Annotated in this window: 17 protein-coding genes and 1 pseudogene; 4 read left to right on the forward strand and 14 right to left on the reverse strand. The window is 58.7% G+C overall.

The window, feature by feature from the left end; translation table 11 throughout:
* Positions 1–99: 99 nt before the first annotated feature.
* On the forward strand, positions 100–774 hold the full coding sequence (locus BBB56_RS18890; protein WP_158673948.1) for an OapA family protein: 675 nt from the start codon (positions 100–102) through the stop codon (positions 772–774).
* Between the two features lie 70 nt (positions 775–844).
* Here the strand turns inward: BBB56_RS18890 and rplI are convergent, their stop codons facing one another.
* From rplI to rpsF, 4 genes are read right to left on the reverse strand one after another with little or no spacing between them, the layout of a single operon-like run.
* The gene (gene rplI, locus BBB56_RS18895; protein WP_123802483.1) at positions 845–1,294 is read right to left on the reverse strand and encodes a 50S ribosomal protein L9; all 450 of its coding nucleotides are present in this window, start codon (positions 1,292–1,294) and stop codon (positions 845–847) included.
* 39 nt (positions 1,295–1,333) lie between these two features.
* A complete protein-coding gene (rpsR, locus tag BBB56_RS18900) occupies positions 1,334–1,561 on the reverse strand; it encodes a 30S ribosomal protein S18 (protein WP_000135199.1) in 228 nt (75 codons plus the stop codon).
* Between the two features lie 4 nt (positions 1,562–1,565).
* On the reverse strand, positions 1,566–1,883 hold the full coding sequence (priB, locus tag BBB56_RS18905) for a primosomal replication protein N (protein ID WP_123802484.1): 318 nt from the start codon (positions 1,881–1,883) through the stop codon (positions 1,566–1,568).
* A 6-nt stretch (positions 1,884–1,889) separates the two neighbouring features.
* Positions 1,890–2,285 (reverse strand): 30S ribosomal protein S6, encoded by a 396-nt coding sequence (gene rpsF, locus BBB56_RS18910; protein ID WP_120455011.1) that lies wholly within the window; start codon positions 2,283–2,285, stop codon positions 1,890–1,892.
* 372 nt (positions 2,286–2,657) lie between these two features.
* Here rpsF and BBB56_RS18915 point away from each other — a divergent pair, with 372 nt between their 5' ends.
* A complete protein-coding gene (locus tag BBB56_RS18915) occupies positions 2,658–2,858 on the forward strand; it encodes a hypothetical protein (RefSeq protein WP_123802485.1) in 201 nt (66 codons plus the stop codon).
* Positions 2,859–2,912: 54 nt separating this feature from the next.
* On the opposite strand, the gene yjfP is transcribed toward BBB56_RS18915, so the two are convergent.
* Positions 2,913–3,662, reverse strand: coding sequence for an esterase (gene yjfP, locus BBB56_RS18920; RefSeq protein WP_123802486.1), 750 nt, complete (start codon positions 3,660–3,662; stop codon positions 2,913–2,915).
* A 157-nt stretch (positions 3,663–3,819) separates the two neighbouring features.
* On the opposite strand from yjfP, the pseudogene BBB56_RS18925 reads away from it, so the two are divergent.
* Together BBB56_RS18925 and bsmA are read left to right on the forward strand one after the other, a co-directional pair.
* Positions 3,820–5,750 (forward strand): annotated as a pseudogene (locus BBB56_RS18925) (methyl-accepting chemotaxis protein).
* Positions 5,751–5,806: 56 nt separating this feature from the next.
* The gene (gene bsmA, locus BBB56_RS18930) at positions 5,807–6,133 is read left to right on the forward strand and encodes a biofilm peroxide resistance protein BsmA (RefSeq protein ID WP_123802487.1); all 327 of its coding nucleotides are present in this window, start codon (positions 5,807–5,809) and stop codon (positions 6,131–6,133) included.
* Here bsmA and BBB56_RS18935 read toward each other — a convergent pair.
* The 9 genes from BBB56_RS18935 to hflX all read right to left on the reverse strand — a co-directional run bounded on the left by BBB56_RS18935 (position 6,107) and on the right by hflX (position 17,363).
* Positions 6,107–7,735, reverse strand: a complete 1,629-nt coding sequence (locus BBB56_RS18935; RefSeq protein WP_123802488.1) for an isovaleryl-CoA dehydrogenase — start codon at positions 7,733–7,735, stop codon at positions 6,107–6,109. The two genes, bsmA and BBB56_RS18935, sit on opposite strands and share 27 nt — an antisense overlap.
* A gap of 86 nt (positions 7,736–7,821) precedes the next feature.
* A complete protein-coding gene (gene rlmB, locus BBB56_RS18940) occupies positions 7,822–8,556 on the reverse strand; it encodes a 23S rRNA (guanosine(2251)-2'-O)-methyltransferase RlmB (protein WP_033754857.1) in 735 nt (244 codons plus the stop codon).
* Between the two features lie 73 nt (positions 8,557–8,629).
* Positions 8,630–11,068 carry a ribonuclease R gene (rnr, locus tag BBB56_RS18945; protein ID WP_123802489.1) on the reverse strand — a complete coding sequence of 813 codons (2,439 nt, stop codon included), beginning with the start codon at positions 11,066–11,068 and terminating at the stop codon, positions 8,630–8,632.
* A gap of 16 nt (positions 11,069–11,084) precedes the next feature.
* The gene (nsrR, locus tag BBB56_RS18950) at positions 11,085–11,528 is read right to left on the reverse strand and encodes a nitric oxide-sensing transcriptional repressor NsrR (protein WP_123802490.1); all 444 of its coding nucleotides are present in this window, start codon (positions 11,526–11,528) and stop codon (positions 11,085–11,087) included.
* 204 nt (positions 11,529–11,732) lie between these two features.
* A complete protein-coding gene (locus BBB56_RS18955; protein ID WP_123802537.1) occupies positions 11,733–13,031 on the reverse strand; it encodes an adenylosuccinate synthase in 1,299 nt (432 codons plus the stop codon).
* 144 nt (positions 13,032–13,175) lie between these two features.
* A complete protein-coding gene (locus BBB56_RS18960) occupies positions 13,176–13,376 on the reverse strand; it encodes a DUF2065 domain-containing protein (RefSeq protein WP_123802491.1) in 201 nt (66 codons plus the stop codon).
* Between the two features lie 55 nt (positions 13,377–13,431).
* Entirely contained in the window at positions 13,432–14,436 is a 1,005-nt protein-coding gene (gene hflC / locus BBB56_RS18965) for a protease modulator HflC (RefSeq protein ID WP_123802492.1), read from the reverse strand.
* Positions 14,437–14,439: 3 nt separating this feature from the next.
* Complete coding sequence (hflK, locus tag BBB56_RS18970; protein WP_123802493.1) at positions 14,440–15,675, reverse strand: FtsH protease activity modulator HflK; 1,236 nt, start codon at positions 15,673–15,675, stop codon at positions 14,440–14,442.
* A gap of 407 nt (positions 15,676–16,082) precedes the next feature.
* Positions 16,083–17,363, reverse strand: coding sequence for a ribosome rescue GTPase HflX (gene hflX / locus BBB56_RS18975; protein ID WP_123802494.1), 1,281 nt, complete (start codon positions 17,361–17,363; stop codon positions 16,083–16,085).
* Positions 17,364–17,413: the final 50 nt, after the last annotated feature.

A 17,413-nucleotide genomic window follows, 5' to 3' on the forward strand; every position in this document is an offset into this window, starting at 1 on the left:
TATTTCTACAGGCTGGCAGGCAGGTCGTGCCTGTATTGCCCATACTATAACCGTGGACAAGGGCAACCTTTGCCAGGGTACTGAAAGAAGAGAAAATACATGGGTCAAATCGCCCCACGACGCCGCAGGACGCGCGCACCGCAAACCTTATTGCGCACACTGCGCCAACGCTTCGCCTGGCGGCCCGCTAAACCGCCGCGCGCCGCTGGCGCTGAGGAGGATTCACGAATGGCTTCAGATGCGCCTTCCCGCCTGCCCGGCTGGCTCAGCAAAGTCTGGCACCTTACCGACGATGTTCGCTGGATGAACCCGCTGCCGCCCGCGCACCGGCGCGGCATTGTTATCGCCCTGCTGGTGATGCTGCTGGCCTTCTTATGGCCGACCAACACGCCGCCATACCCTGTAGAGCGTTCGCAGACGCAGAGCGGCGAAAAAGAGGTGCCGATGCAGGCGGAGATCTACGACCAGAACGCGTCGCAGCAAAACGCCCAGCCGCCGAAAGCCGACTCTCAGGGCGCATGGCGCAGCTATACCATTGCATCGGGCCAGACGCTGGCGCAGCTGTTTCGCGATAATAATCTGCCGGTGGGCGATGTGTTTGCCATGGCGCGCGTAGAAGGCAGCGATCAGCCGCTCAGCGCGCTACAGAGCGGTCAGCAGGTGAAGATTCGTCAAAGCGCGCAAGGCGTGGTGACAGGATTAACCGTAGACGGCGCGAACGGCCCGGTGCTGTTTACCCGCCAGCCGGACGGCACCTTTATTCGCGCGCAGTAGCCGGGCGTCGCGCCCGTCAGAAAACAAAAAAGCCGGCACAAGGCCGGCTTTTTCGCATTACCGAGTAAAATTACTCAGCAACTACATTCACAACCAGTTTAGCGAAAACTTCGCTGTGAACCTGGAAGTCAACTTCGTGCTCACCGGTGGTGCGCAGAACGCCGTTCGGCAGGCGAACTTCGCTCTTAGCCACGTCAACGCCAGCCGCAGTTACTGCGTCAGCGATGTCGCGAGTACCGATAGAACCGAACAGTTTACCTTCGTCGCCTGATTTAGAGGCGATGGTCACTGAACCCAGTGCATTGATTTTCTCAGCGCGAGCGTTGGCAGCAGCCAGAACGTCAGCCAGTTTGGCTTCCAGTTCAGCGCGACGAGCTTCGAAAAATTCAACGTTTTTCTTGGTAGCAGGAACAGCTTTGCCCTGCGGTACCAGGAAGTTGCGCGCGTAGCCCGCTTTAACGTTGACCTGATCACCCAGGCTGCCCAGGTTTGCTACTTTATCAAGCAGAATAACTTGCATTACCTTATCCTCTTAAAGTCGTTAATGGACAGTTGCCGATTACTGATGACGATCAGTGTACGGCAGCAGAGACAGGTAACGCGCGCGCTTGATAGCACGAGCCAGCTGACGCTGGTATTTTGCGCGAGTACCGGTGATACGGCTCGGTACGATCTTGCCGCTTTCAGTGATGTAGTTTTTCAGCGTTGCGATATCTTTATAATCGATCTCTTGAACGCCTTCCGCGGTGAAACGGCAGAACTTGCGACGACGGAAATAACGTGCCATTTGGCTAGTCTCCAGAATCTATCAATTCAATCTGCTCGGCATGCAGCACCACTTTACTCTGTCCATTTCGCGCCTGATGGCAGCTAATGAAGCCTTCAAGGGTAAGCGGCGTGCCGACCGTTATATGTTGAGTAATCTCCTGATGAAGCGTGCCGCTGATAATCACAGGCATTCTGCACCAGGCTTGCCGGTGAAAACCGGCTTCTTCCTGCACTGAGCGGTGCTCAAGCACGAACTGACAGTGAGGTATTCCTGACGGGCTGATTTTTCGAACCGGCGTCTTGCACACGGTGCCAGACAGGCGCAGTCGATTGGCCGTCATGAATGATTACTCTTCAGAATCCCCAGCATCTGACTCGTCAGAGGTTTCGTTAGCGAAGTCTTCGCGGCGCTCACGACGCTCGTCTTTCGCTTTAACCATCGGAGATGCTTCGGTTACCGCGTGCTTAACGCGCATAACCATGCTGCGGATAACGGCGTCGTTGAAGCGGAAGTTCGTTTCCAGCTCGTCGATCACTTCCTGCGGCGCTTCTACGTTCAGCAGAACGTAGTGAGCTTTGTGCAGTTTGTTGATCGGGTAAGCCAGCTGACGGCGGCCCCAGTCTTCCAGACGGTGGATCTTGCCTTCTGCACCAGTGATAGCACCGGTGTAACGCTCGATCATGCCCGGAACCTGTTCGCTCTGGTCAGGATGGACCATAAATACGATTTCGTAATGACGCATCGAAATTGCTCCTTACGGATTATTCAGCCTCCTGTCAGGGTCAGCTGCGGCCCACGGAAGCAAGGAACGTTATAGGTCGTGAAACATTCGCTGAATGTAACGCGCCCCTGAATGCAGCTGAAAAATTGACGCGTAATCATACTGACGTGGCGCGCTAAACTCAAGCGCACATTTGATTAAAGCGCAATTTAACAGCCTTTTTGTGCTAAGGCTTGCTATTCAATAAGTTGCGCGGAGAGGCATCAATTTTTCTGATAAAGGCGTTCAGCGTTGCCGTCTGGCATCGGTGACGGCGCGCACTAAACTTAACCATGACGCGCGAGATAGTGTCAGCGCGTCAGAGAGTGTGTTCCCATCAGTGAGGAGTCGGGCATGAAAACGTTCGTCATCGCCACTTTACTGGGTCTCTTCCTGTCTTCACCCGCCCTTGCCAGCCAGACTGACTGTGCGCAGCAGATGAGAAGTAACAGCAGCAAAGCGGCTTCAGGCTATGTCTATGTCAATCGACTGGATGCGCCGGACAATACGCCTGTCAGCCCCGGCGGCACGGCAGAGCGATGGTCAAATCAGTGATGTTCTCATCAAGGCAACGGGCTGACGGCGCGCCGCCAGTCCGCTCTCGTCTGATTACAGATGCTGTTTAAAAAAGTCCACCAGCGCGCGCAGCGCGAACGGCGTGATTTTATGGCCAATGCCGGGTTCTGCGTAAAACCTCATTTTCTCTGCCTGTCCGCTGGCCTGTAGCGCCGCCGCCAGCCGCGCCGATTCAGCGAAAGGCACCACCTCGTCGGCTTCGCCATGCCACAGCAGCAGCGGCCGGTTCGCCAGCTGCGCCAGCTTTTCGCTGGGATCGTAAGACGCCAGCGGAGCCATCAGCTCGCTGAAGCGGGCCTTTTCCTCCGGCGAACGCGCCGCCAGCGGCGGAAACAGCGAGGCGCTGAGCGACATAAAATAGCCTGACCCCATCAGACAGGCGGCGCAGGCGAGGTGCGGATAGCGCGCCATCGCGCCCAGCGCGGTCATGCCTCCCAGCGACGCGCCGGCTACCGCAAAGCGATCGCCGTCAATCAGGCGGGCGGCGCGCAGCGCTTTCTCCAGCGACGGCAGCTCGTCGATATTGCGCTGGAGTATTTGCCAGAAGCGAGTAAGCCGCAGCGCGCTGTCGCCGTTATCGCGCGCGCCATGCAGATCGGCGTCCGGCATCACCGCCCGGAATCCCGCCTGCGCCAGCGCGACGGCCAGATAAGCGTAAACCTCTTTCGATGAAGTAAAGCCGTGATACAGCACAACCGTCGGCAGAGGCGCGTGGCGCTGCCCCGCAGGCGCCGCGTGCAGCACCTCAATGCCTGCCACTTTTTCCGTATTTAGTTCAATCATGCCTGCTCCACATCAGTGAGTCGAGACTGCTCAGTATCGGTGTCGCCGCGTAAATCTGCGAGCGGGTTCACATATTTACCTGCCATTTTTGGGAGTAAACCTTTTGCTGCCGATGCCGTTAATCGTATCTCCAGTAAACCCGATTCAAAGGTATTTTATGAAGCGTCTCTCTCTCAGCACTATGAGCCTTGGCGTTAAGCTGTCTGTACTGACGTCTTTCAGCGTCGCGCTGCTGCTTTTCGTCCTGACACTGACCCAAAGCCACAATGCAGCCCGTCAACTGGAAAGCCTGGCGACGGATGATATGCACAACCAGGTGCAAGGCATCAGCGAAATGGCGGCCATGTTTAACGCCACGCTGACCGAAGAGGTCAACAACTACACCCAGCTGTTCATCAGTTTTCTGCCGCAGCGCTTTAGCCGCGACGACAGCGCGCGTATTCAGGTCGGCGAGTTCTCGACGCCAACGCTGCGCGCCGGACTCAAAACGCTGAACCTTGATGAAGTCGCCGTGGGTGACTTTTTTCAGCGCACTACCGCCGTTTCCACTGTTTTCGTGCGCGACGGCGATGACTATTACCGTATCTCCACCTCGCTGAAAAAAGAAGATGGCAGCCGCGCGATTGGCACGCGCCTCGACCGCAACAGCGCGGCGTGGAAAAGCGTTAACCGCGGCGACATCTATCGCGGTCTGGCGACGCTGTTCGGCCATCGTTATATCACGCAGTATCAGCCGGTCAAAGACAGCAGCGGTGCGGTGATTGGCATCCTGTTTGTCGGGGTACAGATCGACAAGCAGTACGCGCTAATGCGCGACAAGGTGCTGGCGCGCAAGCTGGGCGACAGCGGACATTTTTCTGTGCTGAACGGCGCGCCGGGCGCGACCCAGGGTCAGTATCTGTTCGATCGCCAGAATGAAGGCAAGCTGCCGGGCTGGGCGTCAGAGGTGCAGCAGGCGATGCTGAGCCAGCCGCAGGGCATTCAGGAAACCGAACTGGACGGCGAGAGCAAGATGCTGGCGTGGCAGCAGCTGCCCGGCTGGAACTGGATTGTGGTGGGTGAAGTCAGCCGCGACAGTCTGCTCGCGCCCATTACTCATAGCCGCAACCTGTTTATCGCCACGGGGCTGGCGCTGGTGCTGCTCTTTGCGCTGGGCTTTATGCTCTATAGCCGCCGCGCCATTACCCGACCGTTGCAGCAGGTGATCCATCTGGCCGAGCAGTACGCCGCAGGCAACCTGCGCGTGCATCTCGACACGGCGCGTCACGACGAGGTAGGCCAGCTGATTAACGCGATTAACGGCATCGGCGACGGGCTGGAGAAGATTGTCGGCCAGGTGCGCGTCGCCGCGCAGGAGATCAGCGACGGCACCGACACCATCGCCGCCAGCAGTCTGAATATCAGCGAACAGATTGGCCGTCAGGCGAGCAGCGTGAAGAGACCTCCGCAAGCATGGAGCAGTTTGGCGCGACGGTCGAGCACACGGCCGATAATCTGCGTCAGGCCATGACGCTGGTGGCGGAAGCCAGCGGTCTGGTGAACCACGGCAACGATACGGTGAGCCGTTCAGTCAGCACCATGTCGGCGATTCAGATCTCCTCGCAGAGCATTGCCGACATCACGCACGTTATCGAATCCATCGCTTTCCAGACCAATATCCTGGCGCTTAACGCGGCGGTAGAGGCGGCGCGCGCCGGAGAGCACGGACGTGGTTTTGCAGTGGTCGCGGCGGAAGTCCGCGCGCTGGCGCAGCGCAGCGCGCAGGCGGCGAAAGAGATCGATGGCCTGATCGCCACCTCGATTCGTAATGTCTCAGAGGGCCATCAGCTGTCGCAGCAGACCCACGATGCCATGACCCGTATCGTGTCGCACATTGAGCAGGTGCAGACGCTGATGGGCGAGATTAACGTTGCGGCGCAGCAGCAGGCGGCAGGCATTGGGCAGGTCAATCTGGCTATGAATCAGATCAGCCAGGCGACCCATGAGAACAGCGAGCTGATGGCGCAGGCGGACGCCTCGGCACAGAACCTGAGTCACAAAGGCCATCATCTGACGCAATTAGTCAGCGTCTTCCATCTCAAATCCTGACGCTCTTTTGGGACGGTGGCATACACTTATTTCACCGTCCTTCTGGAGGAAACCTTATGCGTTACGCTTACTTGCTGACGGCAGCGCTGCTGCTCAGCGGCTGCTCAGCGTTACAAACCACGCCGCAACCGCCGCCTGCGCCCACCAGCCAGGCGCAAGAGATTAATCGCGCCCAGAGCGTGGGTCTGCCGCGGCTCGGCAGCATCAGCACGCAGGTGCGAGGTTCGCCGGATGACGCGCAGCGTGAGCTGGCGGCAGAGGCGAATCAGCGCGGCGCGGTGTATTACCAGGTGATTATGCTGGACGAAACGGTCACGCCGGGATACTGGTACGCCACGGCCATTCTGTATGGCGCCTCACCCGCCGCTGGCGCGCATCAGTAACCGCTCGGCGATTTGCTTTTCCAGCGGCCGGACGCCGCGGCTGTCGAGCCACTGTCGGCACCACGCATCCGCCAGCGGCGGCTCGGCATATTTCAGCAGCTGCGCGCCTGTCGCCAGCAAAAACAGTCGCTGGGCGATGTCCCGCGCCTGGCTCTCCTGCACGCGGTTCAGGCGCAGCTTTAGCTGCCGCCAGGCCGCATCAAAAAGGCGATTGCTTCCTTTTACCGCCTCAAACTCCTGATTCAGCATCTCCGCCAGGCCGGCCTGCTTGCTCAGCACGCGCAGCACGTCGAGACACATCACATTGCCCGACCCTTCCCAGATGCTGTTGACCGGCATATCGCGATAGAGGCGCGGCAGTTCGCTCTCTTCGCAGTAGCCAATGCCGCCTAACACCTCCATTGCCTCGGCGACAAACGGCATCCCCGCCTTGCAGATGGCGTATTTTGCCGCTGGGGTAAACAGCCGGGCAAAGATCGCCTCCTGCGGCTGCGCCGGCTGTGACCAGGCGCGCGCCAGCCGCATCAGCAGCGCCGTTTGCCCCTCAAGCTGCAATGCCTGCGCCGCCAGCACCTGACGCATCAGCGGCTGATCCAGCAGGTTTTTGCCCATCACCTGGCGCTGATGCGCATGGTAGAGCGCGACAGAAAAAGCGCGGCGCATCTGACCGTGACTGCCGAGCGCGCAGTCGAAGCGGGTCATGCCGCCCATTTTGAGTATCAGCCGTATCCCGTCGCCCTCTTCTCCCAGCAGCCAGCCGGTGGCGTCCTGAAACTCCGCTTCGCTGCTGGCGTTGGACCGGTTGCCCAGCTTGTCCTTGAGCCGCTCAAGGCGAATGGCGTTACGCGTGCCGTCAGGCAGCAGGCGCGGCACGAAAAAGCAGCTCAGCCCTTTGTCGGTCTGCGCAAGGATCAGATGCGCATCGCTTTGCGGCACGGAAAAGAACCATTTATGGCCGGTGATGCGCCACATCGATCCAGGCGCGCGCTGCGCCAGCGGCTCGGCGCGCGTGGTGTTAATGGTGACATCGCTGCCGCCCTGCTTTTCCGTCATGCCCATGCCGATCAGCAAACCGCGCTTTTGATCGCCCGGCAGCGCATGGGTGTCATAGCGATCGCTGAGCAGCGGCTCGCGCCAGCCGCTAAAGTCGTCGGGCAGCCAGCGCTGCAACAGCGGGATCGCGGCGTGCGTCATGGTGACCGGACAGAGCGTTCCGGCCTCTACCTGCGCATGAAGAATAAAGCGCGCGGCGCGCGCCACCACAGCGCGATCGCGCACGTCAGGCTGCCAGCTCAGGTTATGCAGGCGGCTGGCGCAGACGCCCTGCATCAGCAGGTGCCAGGCGGGATGAAAACGCACCTCGTCGATGCGTACTCCGCGCGCGTCGTAGCGCAGCAGCTCCGGCGGCGCGGCGTTGGCCAGTCGCCCCAGCTCCAGCGACTCCGCGCCGCCGAGCTGCGCGCCGACGGACGCCAGCCACTCGCGATCCCACTCCGCGCCTTCGCGCGCCAGCGCTTCGCACAGTGGGGTGTCGGAAAGAAAGAGATTGCTGTTGCTGAGGGGCTGCGGCTGATTAAAAACGGTGTGGGTTGTCCAGGTCATAACCACTCCTCGCGATGCGTGTCCCGCTAAGTATGGGAGAGCGACGCGCAGTTATGCCTGGCACGGAGAACATTTTGCGGCGGCGATCACGCGCCGCGCTGGCGCACCGCTTCAAACAGGCAGACGCCAGTGGCGACGGAGACGTTGAGCGAAGAGACGCTGCCCGCCATAGGAATACTGATCAGCTCGTCGCAGTGCTCACGCGTCAGGCGGCGCATACCTTCGCCTTCCGCGCCCATTACCAGCGCCATCGGCCCGGTCATTTTGCTCTGATAGAGCGTATGGTCGGCTTCGCCTGCGGTTCCCACCACCCAGATGTTGTACTCCTGCAACAGACGCAGCGTGCGCGCCAGGTTGGTGACGCGGATCAGCGGCACGTTCTCCGCCGCGCCGCTGGCGACTTTTTTCGCCGTAGCGTTAAGCGAGGCAGAGCGGTCTTTCGGCACGATCACCGCATGTACGCCTGCGGCGTCGGCGCTGCGCAGGCAGGCGCCAAGGTTATGCGGATCGGTAACGCCATCCAGCACCAGCAGCAGCGGCTTCTCCAGGCTTTGCAGCAGATCCGGCAGGTCGCCTTCCTGATACTGACGGCCCGGCCTGATGCGCGCCACAATCCCCTGATGCACGCCGCCTTCCACCTGGCCGTCGAGCCACTGACGGTTCGCCAGCTGGATAACGATGCCCTGAGCTTCCAGCGCCGCCACCAGCGGCTGGAGGCGACGATCGTCGCGGCCTTTGAGGATAAAGACTTCCTGAAAGCGCTGGGGATCGCGCTCCAGCAACGCCTGCACGGCATGGATACCAAAAATAATTTCGCTCATCGATCTGCTCAGTTAGGAATTGAATGGACTTCAGCGAACGCTTTCTGCGCGGCAGAAAGCGTTCGTTAATGCATCAGGCGGAATTAGCCTGCTTTTTCGCGGCGCGTTTCGCCTTTGTGGCGGCGGCGATTTTACGGGTTTTTTCCGACGGGTTTTTGCTTTTTTTCTCTTTCTTCGCTTTGGCGGGTTTCGACCTGTCGTCGCGGAAGGCCTCGTTCGGTTCGAAGTTGCCTTTTTTACCCATCTGACGACGACGCTTCGGCGGCGCTTTACCTTCGCGTTTCGCTTTATCGCGCGCCGTTTTACCTTCGCCGCGCACCTGACGCTGGCTGGAGATCAGCGCGAAGTCGATCTTACGCTCGTCCAGATGCACCGCATCGACGCGCACTTCGACCGCATCGCCCAGCCGATAGGTGCGTCCGCCCGATTCGCCAATCAGGCGCTGCCCGACCGGATCGAAACGGTAGTAGTCGTTGTCCAGCGTGGAGACGTGAACCAGTCCGTCGATAAACAGATCGTTCAGGCGCACAAAGAAACCAAAACCGGTGACGCTGGAGATGACGCCGCTAAAGGTATTGCCGACCTGATCCTGCATAAAGTCGCACTTCAGCCAGTCGGCGACGTCGCGCGTGGCTTCATCCGCGCGGCGCTCGGTCATCGAGCAGTGCTGACCCAGCTGCAACATCTGCGGCAGATCGTAGTGGTAGCCGCCGGTCGGCGTGGTATTGCCCTTCACTTCGCCGCTGTCCTGCGCCAGCAGATATTTGATCGCGCGGTGCAGCAACAGATCGGGATAGCGGCGGATCGGCGAGGTAAAGTGCGCATAGGACTGTAGCGCCAGGCCGAAGTGACCGCGGTTTTCCGGATCGTAAACCGCCTGCTTCATCGAGCGCAGCAGCATGGTTTGCAGCATCTCGGCATCGGGACGATCGGCGATCTGCGTCAGCAGCTCGGCGTAGTCGATCGGCTCCGGCTTCGTGCCGCCGGGCAGCGACAGGCCCAGCTCGTTAAGCACGGTGCGGAAGCTGGTGATGCTGTCGTCGCTGGGACGATCGTGATCGCGGAACAGCGCCGGTTCCTGATGCTTCTCCACAAAGCGCGCCGAGGCGATATTGGCGAGGATCATGCACTCTTCGATCAGCTTGTGCGCGTCGTTGCGCACGGTTCGCTCGACGCGTTCGATACGACGTTCAGCGTTGAAAATAAACTTCGCTTCTTCGGTCTCGAACGAAATGCCGCCGCGCGCCTCGCGGGCCTGCTCCAGCACTTTATACATGCTGTGCAGCTCTTCCAGCGGCTTCAGCAGCGGCGCGTACTGTTCACGCAGCTCTGGATTGCCTTGCAGGATGTTCCACACTTTGGTGTAGGTCAGACGCGCGTGTGAATTCATCACCGCTTCGTAGTGCTTGTAGCCGGTCAGCTTGCCCGTGGCCGAGATGGTCATTTCGCACACCATACAGAGGCGATCGACCTGCGGATTCAGCGAGCAGAGACCATTAGAGAGCACTTCCGGCAGCATCGGCACCACCTGCGAAGGGAAATAGACCGAGGTGCCGCGCTGCAACGCTTCATCATCCAGCGGCGTGCCGGGACGCACGTAGTAGCTTACGTCGGCAATAGCCACCCACAGACGCCAGCCGCCGCCGCGCTTTTTCTCACAGTAGACCGCATCGTCGAAGTCGCGCGCGTCTTCGCCGTCGATAGTGACCAGCGGCAGCTTACGCAGATCGACGCGCCCTTTTTTGGCCTCTTCCGGTACGTCTTCGCTTAGCTTGCTGACCTGTTTTTCCACTTCCGGCGGCCAGCTGTGCGGGATTTCATGGGTGCGCAGCGCCATATCGACCGCCAGGCCGGTGCCCATGTTATCGCCGAGGATTTCTGAAACTTTGCCGATGGCTTTGGTGCGGCGCGTCGGGCGCTGTACCAGCTCGACCACCACCACAGACCCCATGCGCGCCTGTAAGGTCTCTTCCGGCGGAATCAGAATGTCGAAGCTCAGTCGGCTGTCGTCCGGCACCACAAAGCCCGCGCCCGCATCGGTAAAGTAACGGCCCACGATTTGATTGTTGCGCGGCTCCAGCACGCGCACGACGCGCGCTTCACGACGGCCTTTGCGGTCGGCGCCTAGCGGCTGCGCCAGAATAACGTCGCCGTGCATGCACATTTTCATCTGCTCGGCGGAGAGATAGAGATCGTCTTTCTGACCTTCGACGCGCAGAAAGCCATAGCCGTCGCGGTGGCCAATCACCTTACCGCGCAGCAGATCGAGACGCTCCGGCAGCGCGTAACACTGGCGGCGCGTGAACACCAGCTGACCATCGCGCTCCATGGCGCGCAGACGGCGACGCAGCGCTTCAAGATGCTCTTCGTCCGTTAAATTCAGTTCCTGCGCCAGCTCGTCGCGGCTGGCAGGTTTTTCCCGCTTTTCCAGATGCGCCAGAATAAATTCCCGGCTTGGAATGGGGTTTTCATATTTTTCAGCTTCTCTTTCCTGAAAAGGATCTTTTGACATAGCGGTTCCTCCGATGTCATTTCATATTCATTGCCACCGGCGGTTCGGACAATAAAATTTGGTATAAGGGTTCATTTCCCTCGACTAAGTCTGCCAGCGTGTAGCTGTCCAGCTCGCGCAGGAACAGCTCTACCGCATCGTTCAGCGCTTTTCTTAAGCGACAGGCTGGCGTAATGGCGCAGGTCGCGCAGTCCACTAACTGTAGCGGCTCCATTTTGCGCACCACATCGCCGATGACGATATTACGCGGATCCATGCCAAGACGGATGCCGCCGTTTTTGCCGCGCGTCGCCGCCACAAATCCCGCACGGCTGAGTTGATTGATGATTTTTACCATATGGTTACGCGACACGCCGTAAGTCGCGGTGACTTCAGTGATGTTGGTCATTTTGCCTGCCGGCAAACTGGCCATATAAATTAAAGCCCGCAGACCATAATCAGTAAAACTTGTCAGCTGCACAATTACCTCAGGAAATCACTCGTGGCGTTTTGCTTACGTCGTTTGCGTTGGGGTTGATGGTATTCGTCAACCGGCTCGCGATTACTGTAGATGATAAACCAGTGCCGAAACCAGAGTGTGTTTTTTTCAGCCGAACGGTGATGTGCGTGCGCGAAGGGGGAAAAAAGCAGAAAAAGAGGCCGGACAGCGCCGGCCTGTGCAGGATTATGCGTCGAACGGATCGCGCAGAATCATGGTTTCGCTACGGTCAGGACCAGTCGAGATAATATCGACAGGTACGCCCGTAACCTCTTCCACGCGCTTGATGTAGTCGCGTGCAGCCTGTGGCAGACCTTCCAGCGTCTTCACGCCAAAGGTGGTTTCGCTCCAGCCCGGCAGCGTTTCATAAATCGGCTCGATGCCTTCCCAGTTTTCCGCCGCCAGCGGCGTTGTGGTCACTTCGCGACCGTCCGGCAGGCGATAGCCCACGCAGATTTTCACTTCTTTCAGGCCGTCCAGCACGTCAAGCTTGGTCATGCAGAAGCCAGACAGCGAGTTAATCTGTACTGCGCGACGCACGGCGACCGCATCCAGCCAGCCGGTACGGCGGCGACGACCGGTGGTAGCGCCAAACTCATTGCCTTTCGCACACAGGAACTCGCCGACGTCGTCAAACAGCTCGGTCGGGAACGGACCCGCGCCCACACGCGTTGAGTAGGCTTTTACAATGCCCAGCACGTAATCGACGCAGCGCGGACCAATGCCTGAACCGGTGGCGACGCCGCCGGCGGTGGTGTTAGACGAGGTCACATAGGGATAGGTGCCGTGATCGATGTCCAGCAGCGTGCCCTGCGCGCCTTCGAACATGATCAGGTCGCCGCGTTTCTGCGCGGTATCCAGCAGATCGGAAACGTCCACGACCATGCTGGTCAACACGTCGGCAATCGCCAGCACGTCGTTCAGCACCTTGTCGTAGTCAACCGCATCTTCTTTGTAGTAGTTAACGAGCTGGAAATTGTAGTAATCGACAATCTCTTTCAGCTTAACGGCAAAGGTCTCTTTGTTGAAGAGATCGCCAACGCGCAGACCACGGCGCGCCACTTTATCTTCATAAGCCGGGCCAATGCCGCGGCCGGTGGTGCCAATGGCTTTGGCGCCACGCGCTTTTTCGCGCGCCAGGTCCATTGCCACGTGGTATTGCAGGATCAGCGGACAAGCTTCTGAAATCAGTAGACGTTCGCGTACCGGTACGCCACGCTCTTCCAGACCTTTCATCTCTTTCATCAGAGCTTCAGGCGACAGCACTACGCCGTTACCAATAATACTGGTAACGTTATCACGCAGAATGCCAGAGGGAATGAGATGGAGGACGGTTTTTTCACCGTTGATGACAAGCGTATGGCCTGCATTGTGGCCGCCCTGATAGCGCACAACATATTTTGCGCGTTCAGTCAGGAGATCAACAATTTTACCTTTGCCTTCGTCACCCCATTGGGTGCCCAGTACGACGACGTTCTTACCCATTTTCAAAATCACCGATTGCTTAAAAATGGATTCTACCATCTGATCTTGCGGCTTTCAGCACTTTTAGCATACGTTTGCGCGCATTTTTTGCCTGACTTTTGCTCACTACAACATCCTGGGGAAAGCGGGAGCGAGAAGCACAATTTAGCCGCCGCTGTGCGCGCTAAGCATGCAATAGATGACGACGCCCGCCACCACTAACCCGCCGCCAAAGCGATGTAACAGACGATCCGGCAGCTGCGCCATGCCCAGAATCATGCGGCGCCACATGCGCGGCAGAAACATCGGCCCCAGGCCTTCCAGCACTAACACCAGCGCCAGCGCCATCCATATGGTTGTGTTCATTGACTATCCCAAAAAAAAGCCGACATGATTGTCGGCCTGTAGGTTATAGCAGTTCTTATCGCGTCGCGTTAGAGGGCGCTTTCATATATCGGAAGAAATCGCTGTCCGGGCTGAGCACCATAACGTCCTGGTTATCGCCGAAGCTGTTCTCATAGGCGCGCAGGCTGCGGATAAAGGCGTAGAAATCCGGATCCTGACTAAAGGCGTCGGCGAAAAGTTTCGCGGCCTCCGCATCGCCGTCGCCGCGCGTAATCAGCGCGGTGCGCTGGGCTTCCGCCAGAGTACGGGTGACCTGATAGTCCGCCTGAGCGCGCAGTTTTTCCGCCTCTTCCTGACCCTGAGAGCGCTGGCTACGCGCTACCGCTTCACGCTCGGCGCGCATACGGTTGTAGATCGCATCCGACACCTCGGTTGGCAGGTTGATCTGCTTGATACGCACGTCGACAACCTGAATACCCAGCGCCGCCATGCTGTTCGGGTTGATAGCCGGCTCTTTGCTGTTGGTTTCACGTTCAACGCGCGCCGCCGCGCTGGCGATAGCATCATCCGCCGCAGGCGTCTGTACTTCATCGTCATTGCCGGCGCTGCCGGTGTTCAGCGCGTCGCGTACGTCGGTGGTCAGACGCCCGCGAGAATCGGTCACGATGTCCTTCACGTCCAGACGACCCATTTCCGAACGCAGACGGTCGCTGAACTTACGTTTCAGCAGCACTTCCGCCTGAGAAACATCCCCGCCGCCGGTGGCCAGATAGTAGCGGCTGAAATCGCTGATGCGCCATTTGATATACGAATCGACGATCAGATCTTTTTTCTCTTTGGTGACGAAGCGATCCGCCTGGTTGTCCATGGTTTGAATACGCGCATCCAGCGTTTTCACCGTTTCGATAAACGGCACTTTCATATGCAGACCGGGAGCAAACACCTGCGGTTTGTTCTCGTCATCGCGCAGAACTTTACCAAAGCGCAGCACAATACCGCGCTCGCCTTCCTGTACGACAAACAGTGAAGCGTAGAGCGCCACCAGTACAACAATAATGACTACGATTATGGGCTTACGCATCGATTACTCTCTCCCTTCGCGCTGGGTATCGTTGCGCAGAGCATTGGCCCGACGCTGATCCATGATGCTGTCTGGACTGTAGGCTGACGTGTCGCTGCGGCTGGCGCTGCTGCCGGGCGAAGCCGGTAGCGTAGAGAGGCTGGCGCCTTTCTGCCCGCCCTGCGCTGCGCTGCTCGCGCCGCGCATCAGCTGATCGAGCGGCAGGACCATCAGGTTGTTGCCACGGTCGTTGACCAGCACCTTGCGGGTATGGCTCAGCACGCGCTCCATGGTTTCGATATAGAGACGCTCTTTGGTGATGTCCGGCGCGGCTTTATATTCCGGCAGCAGTTTGGCGAAACGCGCCACTTCACCCTGCGCTTCCAGTACGGTGCGCTCTTTATAAGCGCGCGCCTCTTCAAGAATACGCTGCGCCTGACCGTTAGCGCGCGGCTGAACTTCGTTGGCGTAGGCTTCGGCTTCGCGAACATACTGCTCACGGTTTTCACGCGCGGCGATGGCGTCGTCAAACGCGGCTTTAACCTCTTCCGGCGGACGCGCGGCCTGGAAGTTGACGTCCAGAAGCGTAATGCCCATGTTGTAAGGGCGAATGGTTTCGTCGATCTCGCGCTGCGTATCGCTACGCACCACGGTACGCCCCTCAGTCAGGATACGATCCATGGTAGAGCGGCCAATAACGCCGCGCAGCGCGCTGTCGGTCGCCTGACGCAGACTGTCGTCCGCGCTGGTGACGGCGAACAGGTAGCGCTCCGGATCCGTCACGCGATACTGCACGTTCATTTCAACGCGCACTACGTTTTCATCAGAGGTCAGCATCACGCCCGATGCGGCGAGTTCGCGCACCGCTTCAACGTTAACGGCGCGTACCTGATCGATAAAGGTAGGCTTCCAGTTCAGACCCGGTTCGACCAGGTGGCTGAACTTGCCAAAGCGCGTCACAACGCCGCGCTCCGCTTCTTTAATGGTGTAGAACCCACTGGCGGCCCAGATAACCACCGCCGCGACGGCGACGATGCCGACCAGTTTGCCACCGCTGCCGCCGCTGCGCTGACTGTTGTCACCCTGTTTGCCACCGCCCAGTCCGCCGAGCTTTTTGCTCAACTTACGGAAGATATCATCCAGATCCGGAGGTCCCTGTTCACGACCGCCTTTGTTTCCCCCAGAGTTGCCGCCTTGATTATTGCTGCTTCCCCACGGGTCGCGGTCCTGTCCGTTATTACCGGGCTGATTCCACGCCATGTTCTACTCCATTTATTGTTAGTGCGCTGTTTACCCTTCGGCTTTCAGGCGATAGCTGCGCTGGACGGCTCTCATCGTCTCAGACGCCCGCCACGAGAGGGGCCTGAGCGTTTACGCTGTCGCCGCCTTGCTGCCGCCTGACATCCTTGGGTAAATCCGGCTATTCGGGGCCGTAGCCGTGCTGGTTGCGCTCGCCCAGCGGCTTACCAGAGTAAGCTGCTGAAACTTTACGCCGTTACCGCCTGACTGCCGCCTGAAATCTTCGGGTAAATCCTGCTGTTTGGGGCCATAGCCGCGTGGCTGCCTTCGCCTGTCTTGTGCAGATAGCGAAAAAAAAACATCCCAGAAAAACGGCAGCCGCCTGCTACACCATACACGCTATTGCGTAAGGACGTTTGGGCAACTTGTCAAACTATGTAATTGATCAACGAAGGTTCCTGCTTGCACAGGCGTCGCCAGTCAACCATCGGCAGACGCACACGCAGCCCAACGTCGCCGTTATCTTCATTCCATTCGTCTTCAATGGCCTGTAGCTGATAGAAACGGCTACGCAGTCGGCCTTCATCCGGCGGCAGACGCAGCTCGAACTGCGCGATCTCGCCTGACAACCGCTCTGACAGAGCCTGCCATAACAGCGGAATGCCTTCGCCGCTTTGCGCCGAGAGCCAGACGCGAACCGGTATATCTTCTTCATTACGATCGATGCGCGGAACAAATCCGTCCAGCATATCGATCTTATTCATGACCAGCAGCGTGGGGATCTCATCAGCCTCAATCTCTTCCAGCACTGCGTCAACGGCCTCGATATTCTCATTCACGCGCACATCGGCCGCGTCAATAACGTGCAGCAATAGCGCCGCCTGACGCGTTTCCTGAAGCGTCGCTTTAAATGCCGCTACCAGATCGTGTGGTAGATGACGAATAAAACCAACGGTATCCGCCAGCACCACTTCGCCGACGTCGGCGACGTTGAGACGACGCAGCGTGGGATCGAGGGTAGCGAATAGCTGATCCGCAGCATACACGTTGGCGGAAGTCACGGCGTTAAACAGGGTGGATTTGCCGGCGTTGGTATAGCCGACCAGCGACACAGTAGGCACATCCGCTTTGGCGCGCGCCTGACGTCCCTGCTCGCGCTGCTTTTCAACGCGTTCGAGCCGGGAAAGAATCTGACTAATTCGGTTACGCAGTAAACGACGGTCCGTCTCCAGCTGGGTTTCCCCTGGGCCGCGCAGACCGATACCGCCTTTCTGGCGTTCAAGGTGCGTCCAGCCGCGCACAAGGCGCGTGGCAAGATGGCGTAGCTGCGCCAGCTCTACCTGTAGCTTACCTTCGTGCGTACGGGCGCGTTGGGCAAAAATGTCCAGGATCAGACCGGTACGGTCAATAACCCGGCACTCACACAGGCGCTCCAGATTGCGCTCCTGCGCAGGGCTTAAAGCATGATCGAATAACACGACCGATGCTCCACTCGATTTTACCGCATCGGCAATTTCAGCTGCCTTTCCTTCACCGACAAAATATTTGGGATGTGGCGCTTTACGGCTGCCGGTAATGACTTGCAGCGCATCGACGCCCGCAGATGAAACCAGGGTTTCAAACTCCTGGAGATCTTCCATCTCTTTGTCTTGGGAGAACCAGATGTGTACCAGTACGGCCTGCTCACCGGCATCATAACGGTCAAACAAGCTTTAACCTCACTTATAAAATAGAAGACCAGGACGGAAAATGGCCTGCA

Source organism: Candidatus Pantoea deserta (genome assembly GCF_003813865.1).
Lineage (GTDB): Bacteria > Pseudomonadota > Gammaproteobacteria > Enterobacterales > Enterobacteriaceae > Pantoea > Pantoea deserta.

Excerpts from the sequence above, each read along its gene's own strand:
- BBB56_RS18890 (WP_158673948.1), top strand. The coding sequence starts at position 100 with ATGGGTCAAATCGCCCCACGACGCCGCAGGACGCGCGCACCGCAAACC.
- rplI (WP_123802483.1), bottom strand. The coding sequence starts at position 1,294 with ATGCAAGTTATTCTGCTTGATAAAGTAGCAAACCTGGGCAGCCTGGGT.
- rpsR (WP_000135199.1), bottom strand. The coding sequence starts at position 1,561 with ATGGCACGTTATTTCCGTCGTCGCAAGTTCTGCCGTTTCACCGCGGAA.
- priB (WP_123802484.1), bottom strand. The coding sequence starts at position 1,883 with ATGACGGCCAATCGACTGCGCCTGTCTGGCACCGTGTGCAAGACGCCG.
- rpsF (WP_120455011.1), bottom strand. The coding sequence starts at position 2,285 with ATGCGTCATTACGAAATCGTATTTATGGTCCATCCTGACCAGAGCGAA.
- BBB56_RS18915 (WP_123802485.1), top strand. The coding sequence starts at position 2,658 with ATGAAAACGTTCGTCATCGCCACTTTACTGGGTCTCTTCCTGTCTTCA.
- yjfP (WP_123802486.1), bottom strand. The coding sequence starts at position 3,662 with ATGATTGAACTAAATACGGAAAAAGTGGCAGGCATTGAGGTGCTGCAC.
- bsmA (WP_123802487.1), top strand. The coding sequence starts at position 5,807 with ATGCGTTACGCTTACTTGCTGACGGCAGCGCTGCTGCTCAGCGGCTGC.
- BBB56_RS18935 (WP_123802488.1), bottom strand. The coding sequence starts at position 7,735 with ATGACCTGGACAACCCACACCGTTTTTAATCAGCCGCAGCCCCTCAGC.
- rlmB (WP_033754857.1), bottom strand. The coding sequence starts at position 8,556 with ATGAGCGAAATTATTTTTGGTATCCATGCCGTGCAGGCGTTGCTGGAG.
- rnr (WP_123802489.1), bottom strand. The coding sequence starts at position 11,068 with ATGTCAAAAGATCCTTTTCAGGAAAGAGAAGCTGAAAAATATGAAAAC.
- BBB56_RS18955 (WP_123802537.1), bottom strand. The coding sequence starts at position 13,031 with ATGGGTAAGAACGTCGTCGTACTGGGCACCCAATGGGGTGACGAAGGC.
- BBB56_RS18960 (WP_123802491.1), bottom strand. The coding sequence starts at position 13,376 with ATGAACACAACCATATGGATGGCGCTGGCGCTGGTGTTAGTGCTGGAA.
- hflC (WP_123802492.1), bottom strand. The coding sequence starts at position 14,436 with ATGCGTAAGCCCATAATCGTAGTCATTATTGTTGTACTGGTGGCGCTC.
- hflK (WP_123802493.1), bottom strand. The coding sequence starts at position 15,675 with ATGGCGTGGAATCAGCCCGGTAATAACGGACAGGACCGCGACCCGTGG.